The organism is Kaistia adipata DSM 17808, assembly GCF_000423225.1.
Lineage (GTDB): Bacteria > Pseudomonadota > Alphaproteobacteria > Rhizobiales > Kaistiaceae > Kaistia > Kaistia adipata.
The window spans coordinates 534,972-560,050 of sequence record NZ_KE383992.1; the positions used below are offsets into that span (position 1 = coordinate 534,972).

Below are 25,079 nucleotides of genomic sequence, written 5' to 3' on the forward strand. Positions count from 1 at the left end.
CCTCCGCCGCGCTATTTGAGCGTCGTCCGGTCCTGCGGCTGATCGGCCTGCAATTCCCGCCGCGCCGCGTCCTTCGCGGCGGCGTCGCGCAGCGCCTTCTTCACGTCCTGTAACGATTTCACGCTCAGGCCGCCGATCTCGGCGGCGAGGAGATGCGCCAGCTCGGTCGCCTCGGGGGCGAGCCCCGCCGTGTCGACGGTGACGCGCGGATGCGAGCGCTGCGCCAGACGCTGCAGCTCCTCCGCCTCGTCCCAGATCACGTTGAAATAGACGATGACGCGCTGGACCAGGAACCAGCTCGGGCTGCCGCGCCGTCCGTGCTCAAGCGCCGAGAGATAGGAGCTCGACACCTCGAGGCTCGCGGCCATGTCCTTCAGCGACACGCCGCGTTCCTCGCGCATCTCGCGCAGGCGCTGACCGAACGGCGTCATGCGCCACCCGCCTTGTGCGCCGTCCGCTTCTTGCGGATCCGCACATAGAGCGCGCCGCCGCCGCCATGGCTGCGATGCGCCTCCTCGAAGCCGATGACGATGCCGCGCAGGCCGGGTTCGGCCAGCCATTGCGGCACGCGCCGGCGCAGCACGCCGCGCTCGGTCATGCCGAAGGGATCCTCGCCCGTTGCCTTGCCCTTGCCGGTGATGACGATGACGAGCTTGGCGCCCCGCGCCTGCGCATCGATAAGGAATCCGCGCAGCCGGTCATGCGCATCCATCTGCGTCAGCCCATGCAAATCGATGCGGCCGTCGATCTCGATCGTGCCGCGCGCGACCTTGGTCAGCGTGCGGCGCTCGATCGGATGCAATGGCGGCGGCGGCGCGGGCTTGCCGGCCTTGCCGAGCTTCATCCCCGCCTCCGCCGGCTTCGGCGGCTCTCCCGCCGCCGGCTTCGCCTCGACGGCCGGGGCCTCCGGCGGCTCGACGATGGCGTCTTCCGGCCGGAGCGGCGCGACGGTACGCGCGACCGTCGCCCAGAGCGTACGCTCCTCGCCCGAGAGATTGCGCTTGCGGCGGGTCATGTCGTGCCGCTCGACTTGCCCTTGGGCGCCAGCACGATGAAATCGCCGGATGCCTGCATGCGGCCGGCGATGCGCCCGGCATCGTCGCCGGACCCGAAGAAGATATCGCCCCGACCCGGGCCGAGAATGGCCGAGCCGGTATCCTGCGCCACCATCAGCCGGCGCAGCGCGCGACCGCCCTCCTCGGCCGGCAGCCTGGTGTCGATCCAGACCGGCGCATGGAAGGTGTGCAACGTGCGGTCGACGGCCAGGCTGCGGCCGGCGGTCAGCGGAACCTTGGCGGCGGCGATCGGCCCCAGCGCCGGATCGGTCACCGGCGCCTCGCGGAAGAAGATGTAGGAGCGGTTCTGCCAGATGATCTCGGACGCCTCGTCCGGATGGGCGGCGAACCAGTCGCGGATCGACTGCATGGTGACGCCGCCCTTCGGCAGCAGTCCCCGTTCCAGCAGCACGCGGCCGACCGGCGTGTAGGCATGGCCCGACTTCGCCGCATAGGTGACGCGCCGGACCGCGCCATCTGGCAGGCGCAACCGCGCCGCGCCCTGGATATGGATGAAGAGCGCGTCGACCCGATCGGCCAGATAGGCGATCTCCAGCCCGCGCCCGTCCAGCGCGCCGCGCTCGATGGCGCCGCGGTCGAAGAAGGGCTCGAACCCCGCCTCCGTGCGGCGCGCAAAACGCATGCCCGGCTCGAGCCCGGGCGGTGGATCGGTTTCATCGACCTCGACCAGTTCCGGCGGCGGCGCGTGCAGCGGCACGGCGAAGCCGGCCGTCAGCGTCATCGACGCGGCTACCTCGGGTTCATAGAAGCCGGTGAAAAAGCCGCCCGCCGGTTCGACGACCCGCAAGGGCTGGAAATGCGTCTCGAAGAAGGCTTTCGCCGCCCCGCGATCGAGATCGGCGGGGAGCTTGGCGGCGAACGCGGCGACCTCGGCGAGCGCCGCGCCGTCGATGCCGAGCGCGCGCGTCTTCGGCGGATGCGCGGCCGCGTGGACGGCGCTCAGATGGAAAGCGCGCCAAGCAGCGGCGTGGTCATCATCCCGCCAGCCGTCGAGCGCCTCGAAGCTGACCGGCACGCGGCTGGTGTTGGATTCCGTCGACACGGCAGGAGGTCCCGGTCATTCGACGGTTTCGGTCGCCACCAGCGTCCAGTTCGGGTCGCGGGACGACACGTCGCGCGCGAAGGTCCAGATGTCGGTGACGTCGGCGATGTGGACCGGATCCCCGTCCACCACCTCGCCGTCCTTGTTGCGGGTCGCCGAGATCAGCTTGGAGACAAACTTGACCGACACCTGCTCGGTGCTGCCCTTCAGGGCCGCGTCGACCATCTCGACCTTCTCGAAGCCGACGAAGTTGAACTCCACCGTTTCGCCGCGCGCCTCGCGCTCGCTGATCGCGCCCGAGAAGCCGTCGAAGACCTCGCGGCCGAGCAGCGGCTTCAGCGCCTTGCGATCGCCCTGGGCGAAGGCCGTGACGATCATCTCGTAGGCGGTGCGGGCGCCATCGATGAATTGCTGCGGGTCGAAATTACGGTCGGCCGCGATGATCGCGCCGAGCGCGGCGGCGAGCGGCGTGCCGGGCGCGGCGACGGCGGTGATCCGCTGGTCTTCGCCGGCGGCGGCCTGGGCCGGCGCGGCGGCATCGTCATTCGCCGACGGACGGCGCGGCAGCGCCACGACCTTGTCGCCGGCCGCCGCATCCGCCTCGTTCGTCTTGGTGCGGGAATAGGGATCGAAGGGCGGGCGCTCATTGCCCGTCCGCTGCCCCAGCACGCTGCGCAGCTTGAAGAAGATCACCACCGCCAGGACGAGGAAGATCAGCGTGTAGATATCGACGAAGCCGTTCATGCCGAAGGCATCCTGTCCTGTTCTTGGGGGCCCATGAAACCGGGTCTGAGGCCGGAAATGCGCGTTCGAGCAATCATGGACCCAATGTGGTAATCGTTGGGCGTCGATCCAAGTCCGTCAAGGTCCACCATCCGTCAAGGGCTGAGCCTCGCGGCGATACCATGCGGCTTCCGACCGACCTCGTACAGCGCTTGTATCACCGAGACGGAAGTGTTAGCGAGCCCAGTTGTCAAGATCAGGCCATTCGGCCGATTGTTCCAGGGGAGCCGCCATATGGCCGATGAAACCGAAAACGGCGCGGGCCAGCTGACCCAGCCGAATCTCTCCATCCTGCTGCAGTATGTGAAGGACCAGTCCTTCGAGAATCCGGGCGCTCCGCGCTCGCTCGGTCCGCGTCGCACCGCCCCGTCCATCAACATCGGCATCAATGTCGGCGCCACGCCGCTCGACGGTGACGACTACGAGATCGAGCTGCGCCTCGAGGGCCGCGCCGCCGAAGGCGACCAGGCGATCTTCGTCGCCGAGCTGGTCTATGCCGGCGTCTTCCGCGTCTCGAACGTGCCGCAGGAGAACCTGGCCCCGATCCTGATGATCGAGTGCCCGCGCCTGCTGTTCCCGTTCGCCCGCCAGATCCTCGCCGACATGACCCGCAATGGCGGCTTCCCGCCGCTGCTGGTCGATCCGGTCGACTTCACCCAGCTCTATCGCCAGCGCCTGATGGAGATGGCGGCCGCCCAGCAGGGCGCCCGCCCGAGCTGAGGCATTCGCGCGTCCAGCGCGATCGCGAAATCAAGAAGCCCCTGTTCCCCACGGATCAGGGGCTTTTCTTTTGGGCCTTTACTCGGCCGCCAGCTCTTCCGGCATATAGGCCTTCCACAGCGCGGCATCGCCCATCTTGCCGATGAAGGCGCTGTGCGCCGCATGTTCCTCCGCCGTGACGCGAAAACCGCGCGGCACCGGCCGCTGCTGCGTCGGCGCCAAGACGATCGGCCCGCTGTCGTCGGTCGTCGCCGTCGTCTCGTCGGAGACGAGCACCAGGTCGGGCTGGCGGCCGCCGATCAGCTCGAGATAGACGTCGGCGAGCAGCACCGAGTCGATCAGGCCGCCATGGACGGTTCGCTTGCTGGCATCGATGCCGTAGCGCGAGCAGAGCGCGTCGAGCGAATTCGGCCCCATCGGATGCTTGCGCCGCGCCAGCACCAGCGTGTCGATCACGCGCTCGGGCGGGATCGGCGGCTTGCCGAGGCGAGCAAACTCCGCATTGATGAAGCTGATGTCGAAACTGGCGTTGTGGGCGATCAGCGTCGCATCGCCGATGAAGTCGATGAAATCGTCGACGACGGCGCTGAACAGCGGCTTGTCGGAAAGGAACTCCTCCGAAAGCCCGTGCACGCGGAACGCCTCTTCCGGCATCGACCGTTCGGGATTGATGTAGATGTGAAAATCGCGGCCGGTCGGCAGGTGGTTGAAGAGCTCGACCGCGCCGATTTCGACCAGGCGGTCGCCCTTCAGCGGCTCCAGCCCGGTGGTTTCCGTATCGAAGACGATCTCGCGCAACGTCCTGCTCCGCTTCAGCTCTTGGTCATCGTGACAAGTCGGGACCGGCAATGCAACGCCCGGGCGCCGGTCGAAACGCCTCAGGGCGCATGGCTGCGGGCCGCCGCCGTGGCCGCGAGCGCCCGGACGATGCCGTCGACGCGATAGGCGGCCTCCGCCTTGCTGCCGCCCGTCTCGACGATGAAATGCGCCCGCCGGCGCTTCTCGGCGTCCGGCATCTGCCGCGCCAGGATCGCGGCGAGCCGCGCCTCCGTCATGCCCGGCCGCTCCAGCACGCGCTGCGCCTGGATATCCGCCGGCGCGCTGGCGACGACGACGACATCGACGCGCTTCTCGCCGCCCGTCTCGAACAGAAGCGGCACGTCAAGCACGAACATCGAACGGCCCTGGCGACGCGCCTCGGCCATGCGCTCGGCCTCGACCGCCTGCACCATCGGATGGACGATCGCCTCGAGATGCGCGAGCGTTTCCGGTTCCTTCGCCAGGATGCCGGCCAGCTTCGTGCGATCGACCATGCCGCCCTCGATCGCCTCGGGAAAGCGGGTGGCGACGGCCGCGACGGCCGGCCCGCGATAGAGCGCGTGGACCACGGCGTCGGCATCGTGCAGCACGGCGCCATGCGCGGCGAAGAGCCGGGCCGTCGTCGACTTGCCCATGCCGATCGATCCGGTGACGCCGATGACGATCACGCCGCGTTCCCCTCCTCGACCACGCCCATGTCGGCCAGGATCAGCCGCCGCAGTTCCGGCGTCACGGTCGGCCGCACGCCGAACCAGCGTTCGAAGCCGGGCACGGCCTGGTGCAGCAGCATGCCGAGCCCGTCGACGGTCCGGAGGCCGCGCGCCCGCGCCGCCGCGAGCAGCGGCGTCTCGAGCGGAATATAGACGATGTCGGTGACGAGCAGGGCGTCCGGCGCCGCCGCGAGGTCGATCACGAGCGGCGGCTGGCCTTCCATGCCGAGCGACGTCGTGTTGACGAGGAGCGAGGCGGTCGGCAGCAGGCCCGGCAGGTCCTCCCAGCCGGCGGGACGCACGACGGACCCGAAACGTTCCGCCATCGCCTCGGCGCGATCGCGGGTACGGTTGATCACATGGATCGGCGCGAAACCGCGCTCTTTCAGCGCCCAGATCACCGCGCGTGCCGCGCCACCAGCGCCGAGCACGATCGCCGGGCCGGGATTGGCGTCGAAGCCCGGCGCCCGCTGGTCGAGATTGGCGATGAAGCCTTCCGCATCGGTGTTCGAGCCGAGCCGGCGGCCATTCTCGAGCCAGATGGTGTTGACCGCGCCGAGCGCCGTCGCCACTGCGTCGGCCTGATCGACGGCGGCGAACGCCGCCTCCTTGTGCGGCACGGTAACGTTGCAGCCGACGAAGGGACCATCGGGGAGGGCGGCGAAGAAGGCGGCGACCTGCTCCGGCTCGACCGCGTGGCGGACATAGTCGCCTTCGATGCCGAGTTCCGCCAGCCAGTGGCGATGGATGATCGGCGAGCGCGAATGCTTGATCGGCCAGCCGATGACGCAGGCGGTCGGCACGGCGGTCTTCGTCGCGGCGGAGTTCGTCATGATGCCTCGTCAGGACGGAAGGGTGCCGAGCCGTCGCAATTCGGCGAGCAGCGGCAGGAGGGGAAGTCCGAGAATGCTGAAATAGTCGCCTTCGATGGCGGAGAACAACTGGATTCCGACGCCTTCCAGCAGATAGGCGCCGACCGACCAGAGGGCGGATTCACCCGCCGCGTCGAGATAGCGCTCGATCGCCTCGGCCGAAAGCGGCCGCATCGTCAGGTTCGCCGTGCTGACATGCTCGAAGAGGATGTCGCCATCGCGGACCAGCACGATCGCGGTCCGAAGCCGATGGGTTCGACCGGCGAGGGTCGCGATCTGCGCTGCCGCCGCTGCGCGGTCCGCGGGCTTGGTGAAACGCGCCCCGTCGAGATCGAGGACCTGGTCGGCCCCCAGTACCAGTTCACCAGGCGCTCCGAGCGCCAGCGCCTTGGCGCGCGCCAGTTCGAGCGCGATTTCCGAAGGCGTGGCGCCGGCCGCGAGCAGCGGAGCTTCCACGCTCCGTTCGTCGACGCCGGGCGAGCGGGCCTCGAAGGCGACGCCGGCGTTTCGGAGCAGGGCGATGCGGGTGGAACTGGTCGAGGCGAGGACGAGCGTCATGACGCAAAGCCGTCCTTGATGCCGTCCGCGCCAGAACCGTCCCGTCCGGTCATCTGCCGGTTGCGCAACGCGAGGATGGCGGCCGCCGTTTCCTCGATCGAGCGCCGCGTCACGTCGATCACCGGCCAGCCGTTGCGCGCGCAGATCTTGCGCGTTGCCGCGATCTCGTTGGCGACGGCGGCGCGATCGACATAGGGATCGTCCTCGCCGCCAAAGGCAGCATTGGAAAGCACACGGTTCTCGCGCATCTGCACGATCCGGTCGGGCGTCGCGACCAGGCCGACGATCAGCGGTTTTCGCGCCGCCTCGAGCTCCAGGGGAAGACCGATCCCCGGCACGATCGGAATGTTGGCGGTGCGGACGCCGCGATTGGCGAGATAGATACTGGTCGGCGTCTTCGAGGTCCGACTGACGCCGATGATGACGATCTCGGCGAGGTCGAGATCCTCCGGCAGCTGCCCGTCATCATGCATCATCGTGAAGGTCAGCGCCTCGATGCGGCGGAAATAGTCGCCGTCGAGCGAATGCTGCGCGCCGACGCGCCCCTGGCTCGATGCGCCGAGATAGGACTGGAACACCTGCAGCACTGGATCGAGCACCGAGAAGCAGGGCACGCCGATGTCGCGGCAGCCCTGCTCGAGCATCGCCGCCATGACGCGATCGACCAGGGTGTAGAGGATGATGCCGGGCTGCTGCTCGATTTCCTGCAACAGGCGATCGATCTGCTTCGGCGCGCGCACCATGGAATGCATGTGCTCGATCACCATAACGCCCGGATATTGCGCCGAAGCGGCCCGACCGACGGTCAGAAGCGTCTCGCCGGTCGCGTCGGAAATCAGGTGCAGGTGCAGGTGGCGGGACTCGTTCTTCACACTCTCATCCCCAGGGCTGTGGACGGGCACGGGAAAACACCGCCACGCCGGCTCCGATCCCCGACTTGTCACCGATCGGGTTGGATTGATCAACAGCGGCTCCGGCTGGGGAGATCGAGTCCGGGGCTGTCGACGGAATCGGGGATTAACGAGTTATTAACCTATGCGTTAAGGGGATATTAACACTGATGGCGGAACCGGGCCAATCTTGGGGATTGGCGAAAAACGCAGATCGTCCAAAGAGATGAGCGTCGCCATCCACGCCCTGTCCCCAGCCGCGCCGGTACGGGGGTGAAAACGCCGGGTTTTTCATGCGGCGCCTCGGTCGCATTGTGGACAGCGCTGAATGACGCTAATCCACAGCCTAAAAGAAGAAAAACTACAGATAGATCTCTTATTTGGTGGGTGGTGGTGCAGAACATTCCGACGGCTTTGACGACGAAAGCGCGCCTGCTGCGCGTCCTCGATGGCGAGGTTCTCGCCGAGCCGCCGATCTGGCTGATGCGCCAGGCGGGCCGCTATCTTCCCGAGTATCGCGAGCTGCGCGCCAAGGCCGGCTCCTTCCTCGACCTCTGCTACAATCCCGAGCTTGCCACCGAAGTGACGCTGCAGCCGATCCGGCGCTTCGGCTTCGACGCAGCGATCCTCTTCTCCGACATCCTCGTGATCCCGCATGCGCTCGGGCGGGACGTCCGCTTCGTCGAAGGCGAGGGACCACGCCTGGATCCGATCGAGCGCGCCGAGATCTTCGGGCTCTCGAACGAAGGCATGCTCGATCGATTGGCGCCCGTGCTGGAAACGGTCGGCGCCGTCCGCAAGGCACTCGATCCCGACAAGGCGCTGATCGGCTTCTGCGGCGCGCCCTGGACGGTGGCGACCTACATGATCGCTGGCCGCGGCACACCCGACCAGGCGCCGTCGCGGCTGCTCGCGGCCCGGGATCCCGAAGCCCTCGATCGTCTGATCGACGCGCTCGTTGATGCTTCGATCGTCTATCTCGTCGCGCAGCTGAAGGCGGGCGCCGACGCCGTGCAGATCTTCGACAGCTGGTCGCGCGTTCTGTCACCGGCGGCGTTCGAGCGTTGGTCGGCCGGCCCAATCGCGCGCATCGTCGCCGGCGTCCGTGCCGTGGTGCCGGATGCGCGGGTGATCGGCTTCCCGAAGGGCGCGGATCGCGGCCTTTCCGACTTCGTCGAAAAGACCCAGGTCAACGGCGTTGGCGTCGACTGGACCGTGCCGCTCGACGTCGTGCGCCGCGAGATCGCCGGCCGCGCCGCGATCCAGGGCAATCTCGATCCGATGACGCTGGTCGCCGGCGGCGCCGAGCTGGACGCGGCGATCGACGGAATCCTCGCCGCGATGGACGGCAGCCGGCTGATCTTCAATCTCGGCCATGGGATCGTGCCGCAGACGCCGATCGCGCATGTCGAGCGGCTGATCCGGCGCGTGCGCGGCTAGGGGGCCGGCGTCCGACCGACGCCGGGCGGCCTTAACCCTTCAGTTTGTTCGCGTTTTTTTTCGGCGCGAACCGGTATCCACTTCGCTCGAAAACGCTCAGGGGCAGGGACGGGAATGATGGCCTATTACGACTGGATCAAGGCACTGCACGTCATCGCGGTGATCTCGTGGATGGCGGGCATCTTCTACCTGCCGCGTCTGTTCGTTTATCATACCGGCGCGGCGGCCGGTTCCGACAAGTCCGAGACCTTCAAGGTCATGGAAGCCAAGCTGCTCCGGATCATCATGAATCCGGCGATGATCCTGACCTGGATCACCGGCCTGACGATCGCGCGGATGGGCGGCTGGGAGCAGCAGGGCTGGTTCATGGCCAAATTTGTGCTTGTCATCGCCATGTCCATCTTCCATATGTGGCTCGCGTCGTGCCGCAAGGCCTTCGCGGCGGATCGCAATGCGCGGTCGGAACGGGCCTATCGCATGGCCAACGAGATTCCGACGATCCTGATGATCCTGATCGTCGTGCTCGTCGTCGTCAAACCGTTCTGATCCTCTGCGATTTTGCGACATTTGTATCGCTTGCCGCAAAAACGGTGAGCGATTATGGTGCGCCATCTTGTCGAAGCAGACAGATGCCGGTTGGCCTGCCAGGGACGACCGAAGCATCGCGCCGGCGGGCCTTGACCCTGTCAGGCTGAAGTTCTGCGCAATCCCCTTTATGCGCTACGCAATTCATCCTTCCTGAATCCAAACGAGATTCACAAAACACATGCGTGAAATGAAACTGCAGGACCTCAAGTCCAAATCCCCGACGGAGCTGCTGGCCTTCGCCGAGGAACTTGAGGTCGAGAATGCGAGCACGCTGCGCAAGCAGGAGCTGATGTTCGCGATCCTGAAGCAGCTGGCAGACAACGACGTAGAGATCGTCGGACAAGGCGTCGTGGAGGTGCTGCAGGACGGTTTCGGCTTCCTGCGCTCGCCCGACGCGAACTATCTCGCCGGACCGGACGATATCTATGTCTCTCCCTCGCAGATCCGGCGCTTTTCGCTCCGGACGGGCGATACGGTCGAGGGCTATATCCGCAGTCCGAAAGATGGCGAACGCTATTTCGCGCTGCTCAAGGTCAACACGATCAATTTCGAGGACCCTGACAAGGCGCGCCACAAGGTCCACTTCGACAATCTGACGCCGCTCTACCCGAACGAGCGCTTCAAGATGGAGCTCGAGGTTCCGGCCGGCAAGGACATGACGCCGCGGATCATCGATCTGGTGGCGCCGCTCGGCAAAGGCCAGCGTGCCCTCGTCACCGCGCCGCCGCGCACCGGCAAGACGGTGTTCCTGCAGAACATCGCCCACTCGATCGCCCAGAACCATCCCGAGTGCTATCTCATCGTCCTCCTGATCGATGAGCGCCCGGAAGAAGTGACGGACATGCAGCGTTCGGTGAAGGGCGAGGTGATCTCCTCCACCTTCGACGAACCCGCCACGCGCCACGTGGCCGTCGCCGAGATGGTCATCGAGAAGGCCAAGCGCCTGGTCGAACACGGTCGCGACGTCGTCATCCTGCTCGACTCGATCACCCGCCTCGGCCGCGCCTACAACACCGTCGTGCCGTCCTCCGGCAAGGTTCTGACCGGCGGTGTCGACGCCAACGCGCTGCAGCGGCCGAAGCGCTTCTTCGGCGCCGCGCGCAACATCGAAGAGGGCGGTTCGCTGACGATCATCGCGACCGCGCTGATCGATACCGGCAGCCGCATGGACGAAGTCATCTTCGAGGAATTCAAGGGCACCGGTAACTCGGAAATCATCCTCGACCGCAAGGTCGCGGACAAGCGCACCTTCCCGGCGATCGACATCACCCGTTCGGGCACGCGCAAGGAGGAACTGCTGGTTCCGTCCGATGTGCTCAAGAAGATGTACGTGCTCCGCCGTATCCTCATGCCGATGGGCACGGTCGACGCGATCGAGTTCCTGCTCGACAAGCTGCGGCAGACGAAGAACAACTCGGATTTCTTCGACCAGATGAACACCTGATCGGACCGGTCGGCGCTGCCGGCCGGAGATCGATGGACCTGCGGATGGCCGGGCGGAAACGTCCGGCCATTTTTGTTGCCGGGCCGGGTTAACGCGTTAGCGTCCCGTTAATCATGCGTTAGCCAGGGCCGAGGCCAGCGCGGCGGGATCGGTGATCGGCAGCGAGCAATTGCCTTCGCGGCAGAGATAGGCGGTTGCCTTGCCGCCGATCGCGGTCTTGCCATGCGCCGGATGACCGGCGGGCAGGGGCTCGTCGTCGGCACGGATGTCGAGCACGAAGGTCGATCGCCAATCGCCTGTGACCACGTCGCGGAGCGCGGTGGCGGATGCGCCGGCCGGGATGACGAGGACGATGGTCCGGACGGCGAGGCGAAGATCGAGACCCGAGAGCAGGCTCGCCGTGCCGAAGACGTTCTCGGCGATGGCGCCGGCCGAGGTGGCGAGGATCGCGTCGGCGCGATCGCGATAGGCGTCGTCGCCGGTGAGCGCCCAGAGCCGGACCAGGCTGTCGACGGCAAGGCCGTGCGGATTGGGCGCCGCGTCGTCGACCCGGTCCGATTTGCGCACGATCAGCGGCTCGGCGTCATCGGCGGTGAAGGCGAGATTGCCGTTGCCGTCGCCGTGATGGACTTCGAGCAAGTCGAGCAACCGCGCCGCTTCGGCGAGATAGGTCGCGGCCTGCGTCGCTTGGTGCAGCGCGATCGCGGCGCGGGCGAGTGATGCGAGATCGGACGAGAAGCCCGGATGCACCATGCGGCCTTCGCGCAGCGCATGGCCGGGACGGCCGCCCGGTGACATCGATTCGGACAGGAAACGAAAGGCGCGGGCGGCGATTTCGACCCAGTCGGGCCGGTCGAGCAGCAGGCCCGCCGTGGCGAGGCCGGTGATCGCGTAGCCGTTCCAGTCGGCCAGGATCTTGTCGTCGCGGCCGGGCCGGATGCGCTGGCCGCGATGGGCCAGCATCCGGTGCAGCAGCGCGTCGGCGCGCGCCTGGTTGGGTTCGGAGAGCGGCGCGGCGGTCCGCAATCGATTCGGGATCGAAACGCCCTCCCAGTTTCCCTCCGGCGTGATGTCGTAGAGATTGGCGATGAAGGCGGCGTCCGGCGAAGGCAGGAAGCTATCCAGTTCCGCTCTGTCCCAAACGTAGAACCGGCCCTCGTGGCCCTCGGAATCGGCGTCGAGGCTGGCCGAGAAGGCGCCGCCCGGCACCAGCATCTCGCGCACCATCCAGCCGATCGTGGTTTCGATCCGGCGCCGGTACTGATCGCGTTCGCCGCTCCAGCGCGTCGCCAGCGCCAATTGCTCGAGGAGCAGGCCGTTGTCGGACAGCATCTTCTCGAAATGCGGCACCAGCCATTGCGCGTCGGTGGAATAGCGGGCGAAGCCGCCGCCGACATGGTCGAAGATGCCGCCATTGGAAAGGCCGGTCAGCGTCGCGTCGACGGCGCGCGCATAGTCGGCCCGATCGGCGCGGAAGGCGCTGCGGGCGAGGAAGTTGATCACTGCTACGTTCGGAAATTTCGGCGCGCCGCGCGTGCCGCCGCGCTCGAGGTCCATGATCGACAGGATCGAATGGGCGGCGCGGTCGAGCAGGCCGGCGCCGAGCGCTGGGCCATTGGCGGCTGCGGCCGGGCGGATATGCGCGGCGATGCGGTCCGCCTGCGCCAGGATCTCGTCGCGGTCCTCGGCATAGAACCGGGCGATCTGGGTCAGCACGTCGACGAAGCCCGGCCGGCCATAGCGGGCGGTCTTCGGGAAATAGGTTCCGCCCCAGATCGGCTTGCCGTCCGGCGTCAGGAACATGGTCAGCGGCCAGCCGCCCTGGTCGCCGATCGCGTGCAGCGCCGCCATGTAGATCTGGTCGATGTCGGGCCGCTCCTCGCGATCGACCTTGATGTTGACGAAGAGATTGTTCATGACCTCGGCCGTCGCCGGGTCCTCGAACGATTCATGCGCCATGACATGGCACCAGTGGCAGGCGGCATAGCCGATCGACAGCAGGATCGGCCGGTCGAGGGCGCGGGCCTCCGCCAGGGCGGCGGCGTTCCAGCCGCGCCAGTGCACGGGATTGTCCTTGTGCTGGAGCAGGTAGGGACTGGTCTCGTCGCGCAGCAGGTTGTCGGTCATCGGCTTTCCAGGCGGCCTCCGGGACGAAGATCACCCAAACTAGCCCCGCGGGGCGCATGAGCAATAGGGCAGGGCAGTCAGGCATGGTCCAGCGGCACGACGACACGATCTTCGCGCTCTCGAGTGGCGCGGCGCCTTCCGGGGTCGCCGTGATCCGGCTGAGCGGAAGCGGCGTTCGATTCGGACTCGAAACTCTGCTCGGCTCGGTGCCGGCCCCCCGCCAGGCGGCGCTGCGGACGATCCGCGCGCCGGATGGCGAGATCCTCGATCGCGGACTCGTTCTGTTCTTCGCGGCCCCGGCGAGCTTCACCGGCGAGGACGTCGCCGAGCTGCAGGTCCATGGCGGACGCGCGGTGATCGCCGCGGTTCTGAAGACGCTCGCCGGCCTGCCCGGATACCGGCCGGCCGAGGCGGGCGAGTTCACCCGCCGCGCCTTCGCCAATGGTCGCGCCGACCTGACCGAGATCGAGGGGCTCGCCGATCTCGTCGCCGCCGAGACCGAAGTGCAGCGTCGCCTTGCCGTGCGCCAGGCCGAGGGCGGGTTGCGTCGGGTCTATGAGGACTGGCGCCGGCGGCTGATCCGGGCGCGCGCCCTGGTCGAGGCCGGCCTCGATTTCGTCGACGAGGAAGATGTGCCGGACGATGTCATGGCGCCGGCCTGGGACGAGGCGGCCGGCGTCGCGGCGGAAATGGCCAGGCATCTCGACGACCAGCATTGGGGCGAGCGGGTTCGCTCCGGCTTCGAGGTGGTGCTGCTCGGCGAGCCGAATGTCGGCAAGTCGAGCCTGATGAACGCGCTCGTGCGCCGCGAGGCGGCGATCGTCACCGCCGAGCCGGGGACGACGCGCGACCTGATCGAGGTGTCGCTCGATATCGGCGGTCACGCCGTGACGCTGATCGATACGGCCGGTCTGCGCGAGACTGAGAGCGTCGTCGAGCGCGAGGGCATCGCCCGCGCCCGCCGTCGCGCCGATACCGCCGATCTGATCCTCGCCCTCTCCGATCAGGACTCTTCTGTCGAAACGATGCCCGCCGATGCCAAGGTCATCCGGGTCCGCACCAAGCTCGACCTTATCGATTCGGACTCGAAACAAGCCTTGGACGGCAACGCGATCGGCATCTCGGTGCGCACCGGCGAGGGACTGGATACGCTCGTTGCTGCCATCGGCGCCGCGCTGGATCTGGCCCGTCCGATGCCGTCCGCCCTGATCACGCGGACGCGGCAGCGCGACGGGGTTTCGCAGGCGCTCTTCTATCTCAGCGAATTGGCCCAGGCCGGTCATGCCGCGGTTGAGGTCAAGGCGGAGCTGCTGCGCAGCGCGGCCGACGCGCTCGGTCGCGTCACCGGCAAGGTCGATGTTGAGGACCTGCTGGACGTGATCTTCTCGGAATTCTGCATCGGCAAATAGGGATTCCCGATCTGTTCCACGTGAAACAGTTTTGGACGTGAAACCGTTTTGGCTTTGACGTCGCCGGGCCGAGCGATTAGGACATCGCGATCAACAGGATCGAATTCATGAGCAGCGCAGCCAACGCGATCTTCGACGTCGTCGTCATCGGCGGCGGCCATGCCGGCACCGAGGCGGCGGCCGCGTCGGCGCGACTTGGCGCCAACACCGCCCTCGTCACGCACCAGGCGGCGACGATCGGCGTGATGTCGTGCAACCCGGCCATCGGCGGGTTGGGCAAGGGCCATCTGGTGCGCGAGATCGATGCGCTGGACGGCCTGATGGGCCGCGTCGCCGACGCCGGCGGAATCCAGTTCCGGATGCTGAACCGCCGCAAGGGGCCGGCCGTGCGCGGACCCCGCGCGCAGGCCGATCGCAAGCTCTATCGCGAGGCGATGCAGGCCGAGATCGCCGCTACCGACAATCTCACGGTCGTCGAAGGCGAGGTCGATGACCTCGTCGTGGCCGAGGGCCGCATTGCCGGTGTCGTGCTGGCCGATGGCCGCCGCATTGCCTGCGGCGCCGTCGTCATCACCACCGGCACCTTCTTGCGCGGCCTCATCCATATGGGCGAGACGAAGATTCCGGCCGGCCGGGTAGGCGAGAAGCCGGCGATGGGCCTGTCGGGCGCGCTGCTGCGGCATGATTTCAGCGTCGCGCGGCTGAAGACCGGTACGCCGGCGCGGCTCGATGGCCGCACGATCAATTTCGACATCCTCGAGCGCCAACCCGGCGACGAGGATCCGGAACCGTTCTCGACGCTGACGCGATCGATCGATCGCCAGCAGGTTGACTGCTTCATCACCCGCACGACCGAGGCGACGCACGACGTCATCCGCGCCAACCTGCATCGCTCGCCGATGTATTCCGGCCAGATCGAAAGCCGCGGCCCGCGTTATTGCCCGAGCATCGAGGACAAGATCGTCCGCTTTGCCGAGCGCGACTCGCACCAGATCTTCCTGGAGCCGGAAGGTCTTGATGACCCGACCATCTATCCGAACGGCATTTCGACGTCGCTGCCGGAAGAGGTGCAGAAGGCCCTGGTCGCGACCATCCCCGGTCTGGAGAACGCCGTCATCCTCCGCCCGGGCTATGCGATCGAGTATGACCATGTCGATCCGCGCGAGCTGACCGCCTCGCTCGAGACCAAGAAGGTGCAGGGCCTGTTTCTCGCCGGCCAGATCAACGGCACCACCGGCTATGAAGAGGCGGGTGCGCAGGGCATCGTCGCCGGCATCAATGCGGCGCGTCGCGCCGGCGGGCAGGACGGCGTCGCCTTCAGTCGTTCCGACAGCTATATCGGCGTGATGATCGATGACCTGATCACGCGCGGCGTCACCGAGCCCTATCGGATGTTCACCTCGCGCGCCGAGTACCGGCTGTCGCTCCGGTCCGACAACGCCGATCAGCGCCTGACGCCGTTCGGCATCGCGATCGGATCGGTCGGCGCGCGGCGCCGCGAGGCCTTTGGCGCAAAGCTGGCCGAGCTCGAGGCCGGTCGCGCCGCCTTCGCTAGCGTCAGCATGACGCCGAACGAGGCGGTCAAAGTTGGGCTCAGTGTTAACCAGGACGGCGTCCGCCGTTCGGCCTTCGACCTCCTGGCCTATCCGGATATCGACGCGGCGCGGCTGGTGTCGGTCTGGCCCGAGCTCGGCCGCTTCATGCCGGCGATCCTCGACCAGATCGAGGCCGACGCCAAATACGCGGTCTATTTGAATCGGCAGCGTAACGATATCGAGTCGGTCAAGCGTGACGAAGCCGTCGTGCTCGGTGAGACCATCGACTACGCTTCGATCGAGGGCCTGTCGAACGAACTGCGCCAGCGGCTGATGCTGATCAAGCCGGCGACGCTCGGCCAGGCCGGCCGCGTCGAGGGCATGACGCCGGCGGCGCTCGCCCTGCTTCTCACGACGGCCCGCCGTCGTTCAGCCCAAAACCTGCGGACGGTGGCATGACCGATACGATTGCGGCGGTGGAAGCCGTCCTTCCCGTTTCACGTGAAACACGCGAGCGGCTGGAGACCTATGTCGCCCTGCTGCGCAAATGGCAGCCGGCGCAGAACCTCGTCTCGCCGAACACGCTCGGCCAGATCTGGAACCGGCATGTCGCCGATTGCGCCCAACTCGTGGCGATGTTTCCGGACACGCGCCGCTGGCTCGATCTCGGCAGCGGCGCCGGCCTGCCCGGCATGATCACCGGCATTCTGCTCGCCGACCAGGACGGCGCGATCGTGCATTGCGTCGAGGCCAACCAGCGCAAATGCGCCTTCCTGCGCACGGTGATTCGCGAGACCGGCGCGAAGGCCGAGGTGCATGAAGGGCGGATCGAATCGGTTCTGAAACAATGGCAGCACCCGGTCGAGCGGGTCAGCGCGCGGGCGCTCGCCTCGCTGAAGGACCTGCTCGACCTTTCGGCGCCAGTTCTGGCGACGGGAAGCACAGGAACCTTTCACAAAGGTGAAGATTTCGAGGGGGAACTGGTCGAGGCCTCTAAATCTTGGAGCCTCGATCTGGTAAAACACAAGAGCATGATCGATGAGCGCAGTCTGATCGTCGAGATCACGCGCGCGGAGCGCCGGTCCGCTTGACCGGCCGCTCAACCGAAGAGGCCGTAATGTCCCACGCCGACACGTTTTCGCCGCCGTCCCTGTTGCCGCCGCTGCCGCGGGTGATCGCGCTGGCGAACCAGAAGGGCGGCGTCGGCAAGACGACGACGGCGATCAATCTCGGTACCGCGCTGGCGGCGATCGGCGAGGAAGTGCTGATCGTCGACCTCGACCCGCAGGGCAATGCCTCGACCGGCCTCGGCATCGACCGCAAGGCGCGGCTGCGCTCGACCTATGACGTGCTGGTCGGCGAATCCTCGCTGGCGGAAGTGGTGCTGGAGACGGCGGTGCCGCGCCTGTCGGTGGCGCCGTCGACCATGGACCTGCTCGGCGTCGAGCTCGAGATCGCCAGCCGGTCCGACCGCGCCTTCAAGCTGCGCCGTTCGATCGCCCACCACATGCAGAAGCCGGAATCGATTCGGAACCGGAACTACAGCTATGTGCTGGTCGATTGCCCGCCCTCGCTGAACCTTCTGACGATCAACGCGCTCTCCGCCGCGCATTCGATCCTGGTGCCGCTGCAATGCGAGTTCTTCGCGCTCGAGGGTTTGAGCCAGCTGCTGCAGACGGTGGAGCAGGTCAAGCACGCGCTCAATCCGGAGCTGTCGATCCACGGCATCGTGCTGACCATGTTCGACAGCCGCAACAATCTCGCCAGCCAGGTGGTGGCCGACGTGCGCGCGCATATGGGCGACACCGTCTATGACACGGTGATCCCGCGCAATGTCCGCATCTCGGAAGCGCCGTCGCATGGCAAGCCGGTGTTGCTCTACGATTTCAAGAGCACCGGCAGCCAGGCCTATCTGCGGCTGGCCTCGGAAATCATTCAACGCGAGAAGCGCCTGCGCGCCGCCTGAGGCGCGCTCGCCGACCACGATTTATTCGGGATGTGCAGGAGTTTGACGTCATGAGCATGGAAGACGGATCGCGCCGGCGACTGGGCCGCGGCCTGGCCGCCCTGATCGGCGATGTCGGCAGCCAGGAGACGGTGGCGAGCGACCCGCGCAGCCGCAATTCGCGCCGCGTGCCCGTCGAGTTCCTGCGCCCGAACCCGCGGAACCCGCGCAAGGCGTTCGAGGAGGACGATCTCGCCGATCTGACCGCCTCGGTGCGCGAGAAGGGCATCATGCAGCCGATCCTGGTCCGTCCCGTTCCGGGCGGGCCGGCCGACGCCTATGAGATCATCGCCGGCGAGCGGCGCTGGCGCGCGGCGCAGCGCGCCAGCCTGCACGACGTGCCGATTATCATCCACGACGTCAACGACAAGGAAGCGCTCGAGCTCGCCATCATCGAGAACGTCCAGCGCGCCGATCTCAACGCGCTCGAGGAGGCGCTCGGCTACCAGCAGCTGATCGACGAGTTCGACTACAGCCAGACGGCGCTCGCCGACGTCATCGGCAAGAGCCGGCCGCATGTCGCCAACACGCTGCGGCTTTTGAAGCTGCCGCCGCCGGTGCAGGCCTATCTGCGCGACGGCAAGCTGACGGCCGGCCACGCCCGCGCCCTCGTCACCGTCGACAATCCGGAAGCGGTGGCGCAGCGCATCGTCGAGATGGGGCTGACGGTGCGTGACGCCGAGGCGCTGACGCAGAGCGAGCCGAAGAAGGGCGCCGCCCAGCGTGCGGCCAACAAGGCCGAGAAGGACGCCGACACGCGGGCGCTGGAAAAGCTGCTCGGCGACGTCCTCGGGCTGATGGTGACGATCGACCACAAGGCGAACGGCACCGGCGAGCTCAAGGTCCGCTACAAGACGCTGGAACAGCTCGACGAGGTCTGCCGCCTGCTCAAGCGCGATTAGTCGCGAGGCGGTTCTACGCCGGCTAAGTCCGGCCCGGCTCGGCGCGACGCGCGCCGGGCCCAGACGGTCTTCAGCTCACTATATTAGCTGGCTTTATTTCGTCGGAAATCGAGGCGCAGCCTAGCGTCGGGCCCGCGCCATCATGCTGACCGAGAGCAGCGCTTGGCCGATTGCTTCGTCGGCTATGTTTGCCTTCAGGCGGCTGTCGAGGATCGCGCCGTCGAGCCGCTCCAGCGCCTGCATTAGCCGTTCCGTCGACCAGGCGCGCAATTGCTGCTCGAGCTTGCCCTTGCGCTGGAAGAAGATGCCGGCGGCGTATCGCTCGACCGCGCCCGGCAGCGGCATGCCGCCATCGGCGGCGGCGCGGATCCGGTGCAGCAGCTGGAAATGCCGCAGCGCCGCGTTGGCGACGACGAAGGCGGCGGTGCCCGAACCGAGGATGCGGCGGAACGCCTTGTCGAAGCCGGCGGCGTCGCCGAGGGCTGCCGCGTCGACCGCCTCGTCGGTGGCCGACGCGCCGGCGTCGCCGACGACGGCGCGGACATCGTCGGCGGTGACCGTCTGGTTGCCCAGCGCATAGAGCGCCAGCTTGCCGACCTCGGAGCGGCTCGCCAGGCGATCGGCGCCGAGCAGGCTGCGCAACAGCGCGCGGGCGTCCGGCTCGATGCCGAGGCCCGCTTCCTTCAGCTCGCCGTCGATCAGCCGGTCGAGCGCCGCGTCGGTATCGGCGTAGCAGGCGATCGCGGCGGCGTTGCGGGCGTTCTCGCAAAGCTTGCGCAGGCCGACGCCCTTCTTGATGTCGCCCGCCTCGAGCACGATCCAGGCATCCTGCGGTGGCGCCTTCAGCACGGCCTCGACCGCGGTCTGGATCGGGCGGTTGCCGGAAACCTTCACCCAGATGGCGCGGGTGCCGCCGAACAGCGCGATGGTGTTGGCCTCGTCGGCGAGGCGGCCGGGATCGGCGGCGATCTCGGCGGAATCGAGCCGCACCAGCGCGAAGGGATCCTCGTTCTTGCCGAGGATCGTCTTGGCGAAGCCGGCCGACCGTTCCGAAATCAGGCCGGTATCGCTGCCATGGATGAGGACGACGCGGATGCCGGGATCCGGGCGGCTCAAGAAGCGGTCGGCATCCTGGGGCTTGATCTGGACCATCGTGTCCGCGGGCCTCAAACGTTTCGGGCGAAGCGGAGGCCGCTTCGCCCTTGGGAAAACGTAGTCCAATAAACGGCCGGGACGTCGGTGCGCCGGCGTGTTGCGCCGGTCGCGGACGCGCTAGTCGGCCTTGCGCGAGGCGAGCGCCGCGGCGAGGCGGAGCTGGATGTCGTCGGCGACCTGCTGGGCGGCGCGGTCCTCGGCGTCGATACGGGCCCGCTGGTTGGCGAAGGCCTGGTTCGAGCGGTCATAGGAGGCGACGCCGCGGTTGAGCGAACGCAGCACGACCTTGCCGGTCGAGATCTCCTTCAGCTCGTAGGCGACGGTGACGGTGACCGAATAGGCCGGCGCCGTCTCGTCGCGCTCGAAGCCGAGCCGCGCCTCGCGCGAGGTGACGCGCATCGACAGGTCGTAGCGCGGCGGGGCGGCGCCGCCGCCGCCGGTGAAGCCGAAGATCAGGTTGTTGCGGACCTGCTGGCCGACGCGGTCGCTGACATCCTCGATCTGGATGGCCGACAGGTCGGCCGCGACCTGCGGGCCCTGGGCAATCGGCATGTAGACCGGCTGCACGGTGCAGGCGGCCGTGAGCAGGCCGAGCGCCAGGGCGGCGAGGCCGCCCCGGATGCCGCGTCCGAGGCCCCGGCCGGCGGCCGGGGCGCGTGTCTCATCCTGTCCGCGATCAGACGACGACATTGACGATCCTCTTCGGCACGATGACGATCTTGCGGGGGGACCGCCCTTCCAGCGCCTTGATGACGCCGTCGAGGGCGAGCGTTGCGGCCTCGATGTCACTTTCCGACGCGGTGGCCGAGATTGTCAATTCCGCCCGCTTCTTGCCGTTGATCTGGATCGGCAGCACCAGCTCGTCCTCGACCAGGAGCGTGGCGTCGACGGTCGGCCAGGCGGCCTCGGCGGCCAGGCCCTCGCGGCCGAGCTGCACCCAGATCTCCTCCGCCAGATGCGGGATCATCGGGCCGATCGCGGCGACCAGGAACTCCGCCGCCTCGCGCAGCGCGAAGGCGACGTCCGCTTCCGGCTTGTCGCTGGCCTTGCGGGCGGCCGCGATCGCGTCGCCGAAGACGTTGGCGAAGCCGTGGATGCGGGCGACGGCGACGTTGAAGCGCAGGCGCTCGACATCGTCCTCGACCGAGGCGGCCAGCTTGTGGCTGGCGCGGCGCAGCGCCGTCGCCTCGGCGCCGAAGGCCTCGGGCTTCGCCGTGCCGGCGGGCGCCAGCTCGATCGCCTCGCCGACCAGGCGCCAGAGGCGCTGGGTGAAGCGCCAGGCGCCCTCGATTCCGGCCTCGGTCCATTCGCTGTCGCGCTCCGGCGGCGTGTCGGAGAGCATGAACCAGCGGGCGCAGTCGACGCCGTACGTGTCGGCGACCACCTCCGGCGGCACGACGTTCTTCTTCGACTTCGACATCTTCTCCGGCGGGCCGACGGTGACCGGCTCGTCCGTGCCGACCCGGACCGAGGTGCCGTCGTCGCGCTTCTCGACCTCTTCCGGGAACAGCCACTTGCCGTTCTGGTCCTTGTAGGTCTCGTGCACGATCATGCCCTGGGTGAACAGGCCCGCGAAGGGCTCGGTCACCGAGACGCGGCCCGTGTGCTCGAGCGCGCGGGTGAAGAAGCGCGAATAGAGCAGGTGCAGGATCGCGTGCTCGATGCCGCCGATATACTGGTCGACGGGCAGCCAGTGGTCCGCCGCTTCCTTCGAGAGCGGCGCCTCGTTCGGCGCGCTGGCGAAGCGGGCGAAATACCAGGACGAGTCGACGAAGGTGTCCATCGTGTCGGTTTCGCGCGTCGCGGCCTCGCCGCAATGCGGGCACTTCACGTGCTTCCAGGTCGGATGCCGGTCGAGCGGGTTGCCGGGCTTGTCGAAGGTGACGTCGTCCGGCAGCGTGACCGGCAGGTCGGCCTTCGGCACGGCGACGGGGCCGCAGGTCGGGCAATGGATGATCGGGATCGGGCAGCCCCAGTAGCGCTGGCGCGAGATGCCCCAGTCGCGCAGGCGGAAGTTCACCTGCCGCTTCGCCTGCGGCGCGTCGCCAAGAACCTGGCCCTCGAGGCGCAGCGCGACGGCTTCCTTCGCCTCGGGAATGGTCATCCCGTTCATGAAGTCGGAATGGAACAGCGTGCCCTCGTCGGTATAGGCGGTGTCGCCAACCTCGAAGGTGAGCGAATCCGCGCCCTCCGGCAGCACGACCGCCTTGACCGGCAGGCCGTATTTGCGGGCGAAGTCGAGGTCGCGCTGATCATGCGCCGGGCAGCCGAAGACGGCGCCGGTGCCGTAATCCATCAGGATGAAATTGGCGACATAGACCGGCAGGTACCAGCCCGGCACCAGCGGGTGCTTGGCGCGGATGCCGGTGTCGAAGCCCTTCTTCTCCTGCGTCTCGATCGCCTCGGCCGAGGTGCCGGTGCGGCGGCATTCGGCGTTGAACTCGGCCAGCGCCGGATTGGTCGCGGCCAGCTTCTCGGCCAGCGGATGGTTGGCGGCGATGGCGACGAAGGAGGCGCCGTAGAGCGTGTCCGGACGGGTCGTGTAGACCTCGATCTCGGTCTCGCCGGTCGGCGCCGAGATCGGATCGAGGCCGAAGCGGACCATCAGGCCCTCGGAACGGCCGATCCAGTTCCGCTGCATCAGCCGGACCTTGTCCGGCCAGCGATCGAGCCCGTCCAGCCCGGCCAGCAGTTCCTCGGCGAAATCGGTGATCTTGAAGAACCACTGCGACAGCTTGCGCCGCTCGACCAGGGCGCCCGAACGCCAGCCGCGACCATCGATCACCTGCTCGTTGGCGAGCACGGTGTTGTCGATCGGGTCCCAGTTGACCTCGCTCTCCTTGCGATAGACGAGGCCGGCGGCGTGCAGGTCGGTGAAGATGCGCTGCTGCTCGGCATAGTAGGAGGGATCGCAGGTGGCGATCTCGCGGCTCCAGTCGAGCGACAGGCCGAGCAGCTTCAGCTGCTCCTTCATCGTCTCGATGTTCTCGTAGGTCCAGATCTTGGGATGGCTGTTGCGCTCGATGGCGGCATTCTCGGCCGGCAGGCCGAAGGCGTCCCAGCCCATCGGATGCAGGACGTTGAAGCCCTTCATGCGCTTGAAGCGCGCCACCACGTCGCCCATCACATAGTTGCGGCCATGGCCGATATGGATGCGCCCCGACGGGTAGGGGAACATCTCGAGCACATAGTACTTCGGACGCGGGTCGTTGTTCTTCGTCTCGAAAATGCCCTGTTCGGCCCAGGCACGCTGCCAGCGCGGTTCGGCGTCACGAGGGTTGTAGCGTTCTATGGCCATGGTCCGTCGTCGAAAAAGAGAGGGAAAGGGCGGTGTAACGCCGCCAGAGCAGGGTGCGACCTTCACCAGAAACGCGCCGTCCGGTCAACCGTTAACGCTGCCGCAGCGCGCCGAGGCCCGCCCGGCGGCGCTCCGCCGCTCGGTTGAGCGGCACGGCGGCGCATGCTACGGCCGCAGCACCTTCAAGCTCCCGGAGCGCGCCATGCCCGATATCCAGTCCGACGACGTCCAGTCGCGCCTCGCCGCCGTCCTCGCGCGCATCCGCGCGACGGAGGCAACGAGCCATCGCCCCGCCGGCTCGGCGCAGCTGATCGCCGTATCGAAGACCTTCGGCGTCGACGAGATCCGCCCCGTCATCGCCGCCGGCCAGCGCCGCTTCGGCGAGAACCGGGTGCAGGAAGCGCAGGCGAAATGGCCGCTGCTGCGCGCCGAGACGGCCGATATCGAGCTGCACCTGATCGGGCCGCTGCAGTCGAACAAGGCCAAGGAGGCGGTCGCCCTGTTCGACGCCATCCACACCGTCGATCGCGACAAGATCGCCGGCGCGCTGGCGGCCGAGATCCAGAAGCAGGGCCGTGCGCCAAAACTGTTCGTGCAGGTGAATACGGGGCTGGAGCCGCAGAAGGCCGGCATCGCCCCGCGCGAGGCGGCGGCGTTCGTCGAGCGCTGCCGCGCCGTGCATGGACTCGCCATCGACGGGCTGATGTGCATCCCGCCGGCCGACGAGGCGGCCGGGCCGCATTTCGCGCTGCTCGCCAAGCTCGCCGCCGAGATCGGCGTCAGCGAACTCTCCATGGGCATGAGCGGCGATTTCGAGACGGCGATCGCCTTCGGCGCCACCTATGTGCGCGTCGGCGGCGCGATCTTCGGCTCCCGCCCTCCGCTGGTGACGGCGGCGGTTCCGGAAGCGCCAGAGGAGCCCACGGCTGGCTGAGACGGCCCGAGGGCTTTGCCGCCGGCGATACGCGGGATGGCGTTCTTTTTTCGCCTCTCCCCATGGGAGAGGTGAAGAGGAGGCAGGGCCGCGGCTCCTACCGCACCTTGAAGGCCGCGCCGGGCCGCAGCCGGCGCAGGATTTTGAGCATGTCGGCGCGGTTGACCGCGACGCAGCCCTCGGTCGGCCGGTAGCCCGGTCGGGCGAGGTGGAAGAAGATCGCGCTGCCGCCGTTCTGGCGGCGCGGCCGCAGGTTCCAGTCGAGGACGACCACGACGTCGTAGACGTCATCGTCGCGCCACATCGTCTCGGCGCTGGCCGGATAGGGCAGGGGGACGGGGCGGTTGTAGTTGCGGTCGCCCTTGCCGTCGCACCATCCATCCTGCCGGCGGGTACGGCGCAGCGGCAGCAGCGTGCGCGGCCGCGCGATCTTGTCCGGCCGGTAGCGCACCTCGACCAGGGCGTAGCGGCCGGCCGGCGTGCCGCCATCGCCCTCGCGTTTCCAGTGGGTGACGCCAGAGCGCCCGAGCGCGCAGCGCACGCGGAGCGAGCCCAGACGCAGCAGGCCCTGCGCAGGGTTGCCGGGGCGGGGCAGGACATGGAGAGTCTGGCGATCGTGTCTAGTCATAGGGTTCGCGGCGGGACTTTCGGGAGAACGATGGCGGCTTGCTTGCGCGCCGCCACACTTGGGCGCTAAACCTTAGACGACTGCGAGTGAAGAATGCTTCGGTTTCTGTCACGAAAGCCGAAGAAACCGTCAGGGGCAAGCACC

Annotated in this window: 24 protein-coding genes; 10 read left to right on the forward strand and 14 right to left on the reverse strand. The window is 67.7% G+C overall.

Annotation, left to right across the window (positions count from 1 at the left end; all coding sequences use genetic code 11):
• Positions 1–11 precede the first annotated feature (11 nt).
• The 4 genes from G539_RS0122765 to G539_RS0122780 are packed head-to-tail and all read right to left on the reverse strand — an operon-like array spanning position 12 to position 2,862.
• Positions 12–431: a helix-turn-helix domain-containing protein gene (locus G539_RS0122765; RefSeq protein ID WP_029077253.1), complete on the reverse strand. Its 420-nt coding sequence runs from the start codon at positions 429–431 to the stop codon at positions 12–14.
• A complete protein-coding gene (locus tag G539_RS0122770; protein WP_029077254.1) occupies positions 428–1,015 on the reverse strand; it encodes a Smr/MutS family protein in 588 nt (195 codons plus the stop codon). Before G539_RS0122770 ends, G539_RS0122765 begins: the two co-directional genes overlap by 4 nt.
• The gene (mltA, locus tag G539_RS0122775) at positions 1,012–2,118 is read right to left on the reverse strand and encodes a murein transglycosylase A (RefSeq protein WP_051231949.1); all 1,107 of its coding nucleotides are present in this window, start codon (positions 2,116–2,118) and stop codon (positions 1,012–1,014) included. Before mltA ends, G539_RS0122770 begins: the two co-directional genes overlap by 4 nt.
• A 15-nt stretch (positions 2,119–2,133) precedes the next feature.
• Entirely contained in the window at positions 2,134–2,862 is a 729-nt protein-coding gene (locus G539_RS0122780) for a Tim44/TimA family putative adaptor protein (protein ID WP_029077256.1), read from the reverse strand.
• A 273-nt stretch (positions 2,863–3,135) separates the two neighbouring features.
• Between G539_RS0122780 and secB the strand changes: the two genes are divergently transcribed.
• On the forward strand, positions 3,136–3,621 hold the full coding sequence (gene secB / locus G539_RS0122785) for a protein-export chaperone SecB (RefSeq protein WP_029077257.1): 486 nt from the start codon (positions 3,136–3,138) through the stop codon (positions 3,619–3,621).
• A 78-nt stretch (positions 3,622–3,699) separates the two neighbouring features.
• On the opposite strand, the gene dnaQ is transcribed toward secB, so the two are convergent.
• The 5 genes from dnaQ to G539_RS0122810 form a co-directional block, all read right to left on the reverse strand.
• The gene (gene dnaQ / locus G539_RS0122790; protein WP_029077258.1) at positions 3,700–4,419 is read right to left on the reverse strand and encodes a DNA polymerase III subunit epsilon; all 720 of its coding nucleotides are present in this window, start codon (positions 4,417–4,419) and stop codon (positions 3,700–3,702) included.
• Between the two features lie 80 nt (positions 4,420–4,499).
• Positions 4,500–5,108 (reverse strand): dephospho-CoA kinase, encoded by a 609-nt coding sequence (gene coaE / locus G539_RS0122795; protein ID WP_029077259.1) that lies wholly within the window; start codon positions 5,106–5,108, stop codon positions 4,500–4,502.
• Entirely contained in the window at positions 5,105–5,983 is an 879-nt protein-coding gene (locus G539_RS0122800; RefSeq protein WP_051231950.1) for a shikimate dehydrogenase, read from the reverse strand. Before G539_RS0122800 ends, coaE begins: the two co-directional genes overlap by 4 nt.
• 9 nt (positions 5,984–5,992) lie before the next feature.
• Positions 5,993–6,580, reverse strand: coding sequence for a Maf family protein (locus tag G539_RS0122805; protein ID WP_029077261.1), 588 nt, complete (start codon positions 6,578–6,580; stop codon positions 5,993–5,995).
• Positions 6,577–7,452, reverse strand: a complete 876-nt coding sequence (locus G539_RS0122810; protein WP_029077262.1) for a pyruvate, water dikinase regulatory protein — start codon at positions 7,450–7,452, stop codon at positions 6,577–6,579. Before G539_RS0122810 ends, G539_RS0122805 begins: the two co-directional genes overlap by 4 nt.
• Positions 7,453–7,872: 420 nt before the next feature.
• Between G539_RS0122810 and hemE the strand changes: the two genes are divergently transcribed.
• The 3 genes from hemE to rho all read left to right on the forward strand — a co-directional run bounded on the left by hemE (position 7,873) and on the right by rho (position 10,942).
• The gene (hemE, locus tag G539_RS0122815) at positions 7,873–8,910 is read left to right on the forward strand and encodes a uroporphyrinogen decarboxylase (RefSeq protein WP_425402378.1); all 1,038 of its coding nucleotides are present in this window, start codon (positions 7,873–7,875) and stop codon (positions 8,908–8,910) included.
• Between the two features lie 117 nt (positions 8,911–9,027).
• Positions 9,028–9,456, forward strand: coding sequence for a protoporphyrinogen oxidase HemJ (hemJ, locus tag G539_RS0122820; protein ID WP_029077264.1), 429 nt, complete (start codon positions 9,028–9,030; stop codon positions 9,454–9,456).
• Between the two features lie 220 nt (positions 9,457–9,676).
• Positions 9,677–10,942, forward strand: a complete 1,266-nt coding sequence (rho, locus tag G539_RS0122825; RefSeq protein WP_029077265.1) for a transcription termination factor Rho — start codon at positions 9,677–9,679, stop codon at positions 10,940–10,942.
• A 111-nt stretch (positions 10,943–11,053) separates the two neighbouring features.
• On the opposite strand, the gene G539_RS0122830 is transcribed toward rho, so the two are convergent.
• Positions 11,054–13,069 (reverse strand): thioredoxin domain-containing protein, encoded by a 2,016-nt coding sequence (locus G539_RS0122830; protein WP_029077266.1) that lies wholly within the window; start codon positions 13,067–13,069, stop codon positions 11,054–11,056.
• Between the two features lie 83 nt (positions 13,070–13,152).
• On the opposite strand from G539_RS0122830, the gene mnmE reads away from it, so the two are divergent.
• The 5 genes from mnmE (at position 13,153) to G539_RS0122855 (ending at position 18,920) form a co-directional block, all read left to right on the forward strand.
• Entirely contained in the window at positions 13,153–14,478 is a 1,326-nt protein-coding gene (mnmE, locus tag G539_RS0122835; protein WP_029077267.1) for a tRNA uridine-5-carboxymethylaminomethyl(34) synthesis GTPase MnmE, read from the forward strand.
• A 107-nt stretch (positions 14,479–14,585) separates the two neighbouring features.
• Positions 14,586–16,472 carry a tRNA uridine-5-carboxymethylaminomethyl(34) synthesis enzyme MnmG gene (gene mnmG, locus G539_RS0122840; protein WP_029077268.1) on the forward strand — a complete coding sequence of 629 codons (1,887 nt, stop codon included), beginning with the start codon at positions 14,586–14,588 and terminating at the stop codon, positions 16,470–16,472.
• Positions 16,469–17,104: a 16S rRNA (guanine(527)-N(7))-methyltransferase RsmG gene (gene rsmG, locus G539_RS0122845; protein WP_051231952.1), complete on the forward strand. Its 636-nt coding sequence runs from the start codon at positions 16,469–16,471 to the stop codon at positions 17,102–17,104. Before mnmG ends, rsmG begins: the two co-directional genes overlap by 4 nt.
• 26 nt (positions 17,105–17,130) lie before the next feature.
• A complete protein-coding gene (locus tag G539_RS0122850) occupies positions 17,131–17,979 on the forward strand; it encodes a ParA family protein (protein WP_035832299.1) in 849 nt (282 codons plus the stop codon).
• 50 nt (positions 17,980–18,029) lie between these two features.
• Entirely contained in the window at positions 18,030–18,920 is an 891-nt protein-coding gene (locus G539_RS0122855) for a ParB/RepB/Spo0J family partition protein (protein WP_029077271.1), read from the forward strand.
• Between the two features lie 120 nt (positions 18,921–19,040).
• Here G539_RS0122855 and holA read toward each other — a convergent pair whose 3' ends face one another.
• The 3 genes from holA to leuS all read right to left on the reverse strand — a co-directional run bounded on the left by holA (position 19,041) and on the right by leuS (position 23,373).
• Positions 19,041–20,072, reverse strand: coding sequence for a DNA polymerase III subunit delta (gene holA / locus G539_RS0122860; protein WP_029077272.1), 1,032 nt, complete (start codon positions 20,070–20,072; stop codon positions 19,041–19,043).
• A gap of 120 nt (positions 20,073–20,192) precedes the next feature.
• Entirely contained in the window at positions 20,193–20,765 is a 573-nt protein-coding gene (gene lptE, locus G539_RS25920) for an LPS assembly lipoprotein LptE (protein WP_051231953.1), read from the reverse strand.
• Entirely contained in the window at positions 20,752–23,373 is a 2,622-nt protein-coding gene (leuS, locus tag G539_RS0122870) for a leucine--tRNA ligase (protein WP_029077273.1), read from the reverse strand. Before leuS ends, lptE begins: the two co-directional genes overlap by 14 nt.
• A 202-nt stretch (positions 23,374–23,575) precedes the next feature.
• Here leuS and G539_RS0122875 point away from each other — a divergent pair, with 202 nt between their 5' ends.
• Entirely contained in the window at positions 23,576–24,307 is a 732-nt protein-coding gene (locus tag G539_RS0122875; protein ID WP_029077274.1) for a YggS family pyridoxal phosphate-dependent enzyme, read from the forward strand.
• A gap of 97 nt (positions 24,308–24,404) precedes the next feature.
• Here G539_RS0122875 and G539_RS0122880 read toward each other — a convergent pair whose 3' ends face one another.
• Positions 24,405–24,935, reverse strand: a complete 531-nt coding sequence (locus G539_RS0122880) for a L,D-transpeptidase family protein (RefSeq protein ID WP_029077275.1) — start codon at positions 24,933–24,935, stop codon at positions 24,405–24,407.
• Between the last annotated feature and the right edge of the window lie 144 nt (positions 24,936–25,079).

Coding starts and splice junctions, on each gene's coding strand:
- rho (WP_029077265.1), top strand. CDS start 9,677: ATGCGTGAAATGAAACTGCAGGACCTCAAGTCCAAATCCCCGACGGAG.
- mnmE (WP_029077267.1), top strand. CDS start 13,153: ATGGTCCAGCGGCACGACGACACGATCTTCGCGCTCTCGAGTGGCGCG.
- hemJ (WP_029077264.1), top strand. CDS start 9,028: ATGGCCTATTACGACTGGATCAAGGCACTGCACGTCATCGCGGTGATC.
- G539_RS0122875 (WP_029077274.1), top strand. CDS start 23,576: ATGCCCGATATCCAGTCCGACGACGTCCAGTCGCGCCTCGCCGCCGTC.
- mnmG (WP_029077268.1), top strand. CDS start 14,586: ATGAGCAGCGCAGCCAACGCGATCTTCGACGTCGTCGTCATCGGCGGC.
- holA (WP_029077272.1), bottom strand. CDS start 20,072: ATGGTCCAGATCAAGCCCCAGGATGCCGACCGCTTCTTGAGCCGCCCG.
- G539_RS0122855 (WP_029077271.1), top strand. CDS start 18,030: ATGAGCATGGAAGACGGATCGCGCCGGCGACTGGGCCGCGGCCTGGCC.
- secB (WP_029077257.1), top strand. CDS start 3,136: ATGGCCGATGAAACCGAAAACGGCGCGGGCCAGCTGACCCAGCCGAAT.
- G539_RS0122780 (WP_029077256.1), bottom strand. CDS start 2,862: ATGAACGGCTTCGTCGATATCTACACGCTGATCTTCCTCGTCCTGGCG.
- rsmG (WP_051231952.1), top strand. CDS start 16,469: ATGACCGATACGATTGCGGCGGTGGAAGCCGTCCTTCCCGTTTCACGT.
- G539_RS0122850 (WP_035832299.1), top strand. CDS start 17,131: ATGTCCCACGCCGACACGTTTTCGCCGCCGTCCCTGTTGCCGCCGCTG.
- G539_RS0122765 (WP_029077253.1), bottom strand. CDS start 431: ATGACGCCGTTCGGTCAGCGCCTGCGCGAGATGCGCGAGGAACGCGGC.
- G539_RS0122770 (WP_029077254.1), bottom strand. CDS start 1,015: ATGACCCGCCGCAAGCGCAATCTCTCGGGCGAGGAGCGTACGCTCTGG.
- G539_RS0122805 (WP_029077261.1), bottom strand. CDS start 6,580: ATGACGCTCGTCCTCGCCTCGACCAGTTCCACCCGCATCGCCCTGCTC.
- G539_RS0122880 (WP_029077275.1), bottom strand. CDS start 24,935: ATGACTAGACACGATCGCCAGACTCTCCATGTCCTGCCCCGCCCCGGC.
- lptE (WP_051231953.1), bottom strand. CDS start 20,765: ATGTCGTCGTCTGATCGCGGACAGGATGAGACACGCGCCCCGGCCGCC.
- G539_RS0122830 (WP_029077266.1), bottom strand. CDS start 13,069: ATGACCGACAACCTGCTGCGCGACGAGACCAGTCCCTACCTGCTCCAG.
- leuS (WP_029077273.1), bottom strand. CDS start 23,373: ATGGCCATAGAACGCTACAACCCTCGTGACGCCGAACCGCGCTGGCAG.
- G539_RS0122800 (WP_051231950.1), bottom strand. CDS start 5,983: ATGACGAACTCCGCCGCGACGAAGACCGCCGTGCCGACCGCCTGCGTC.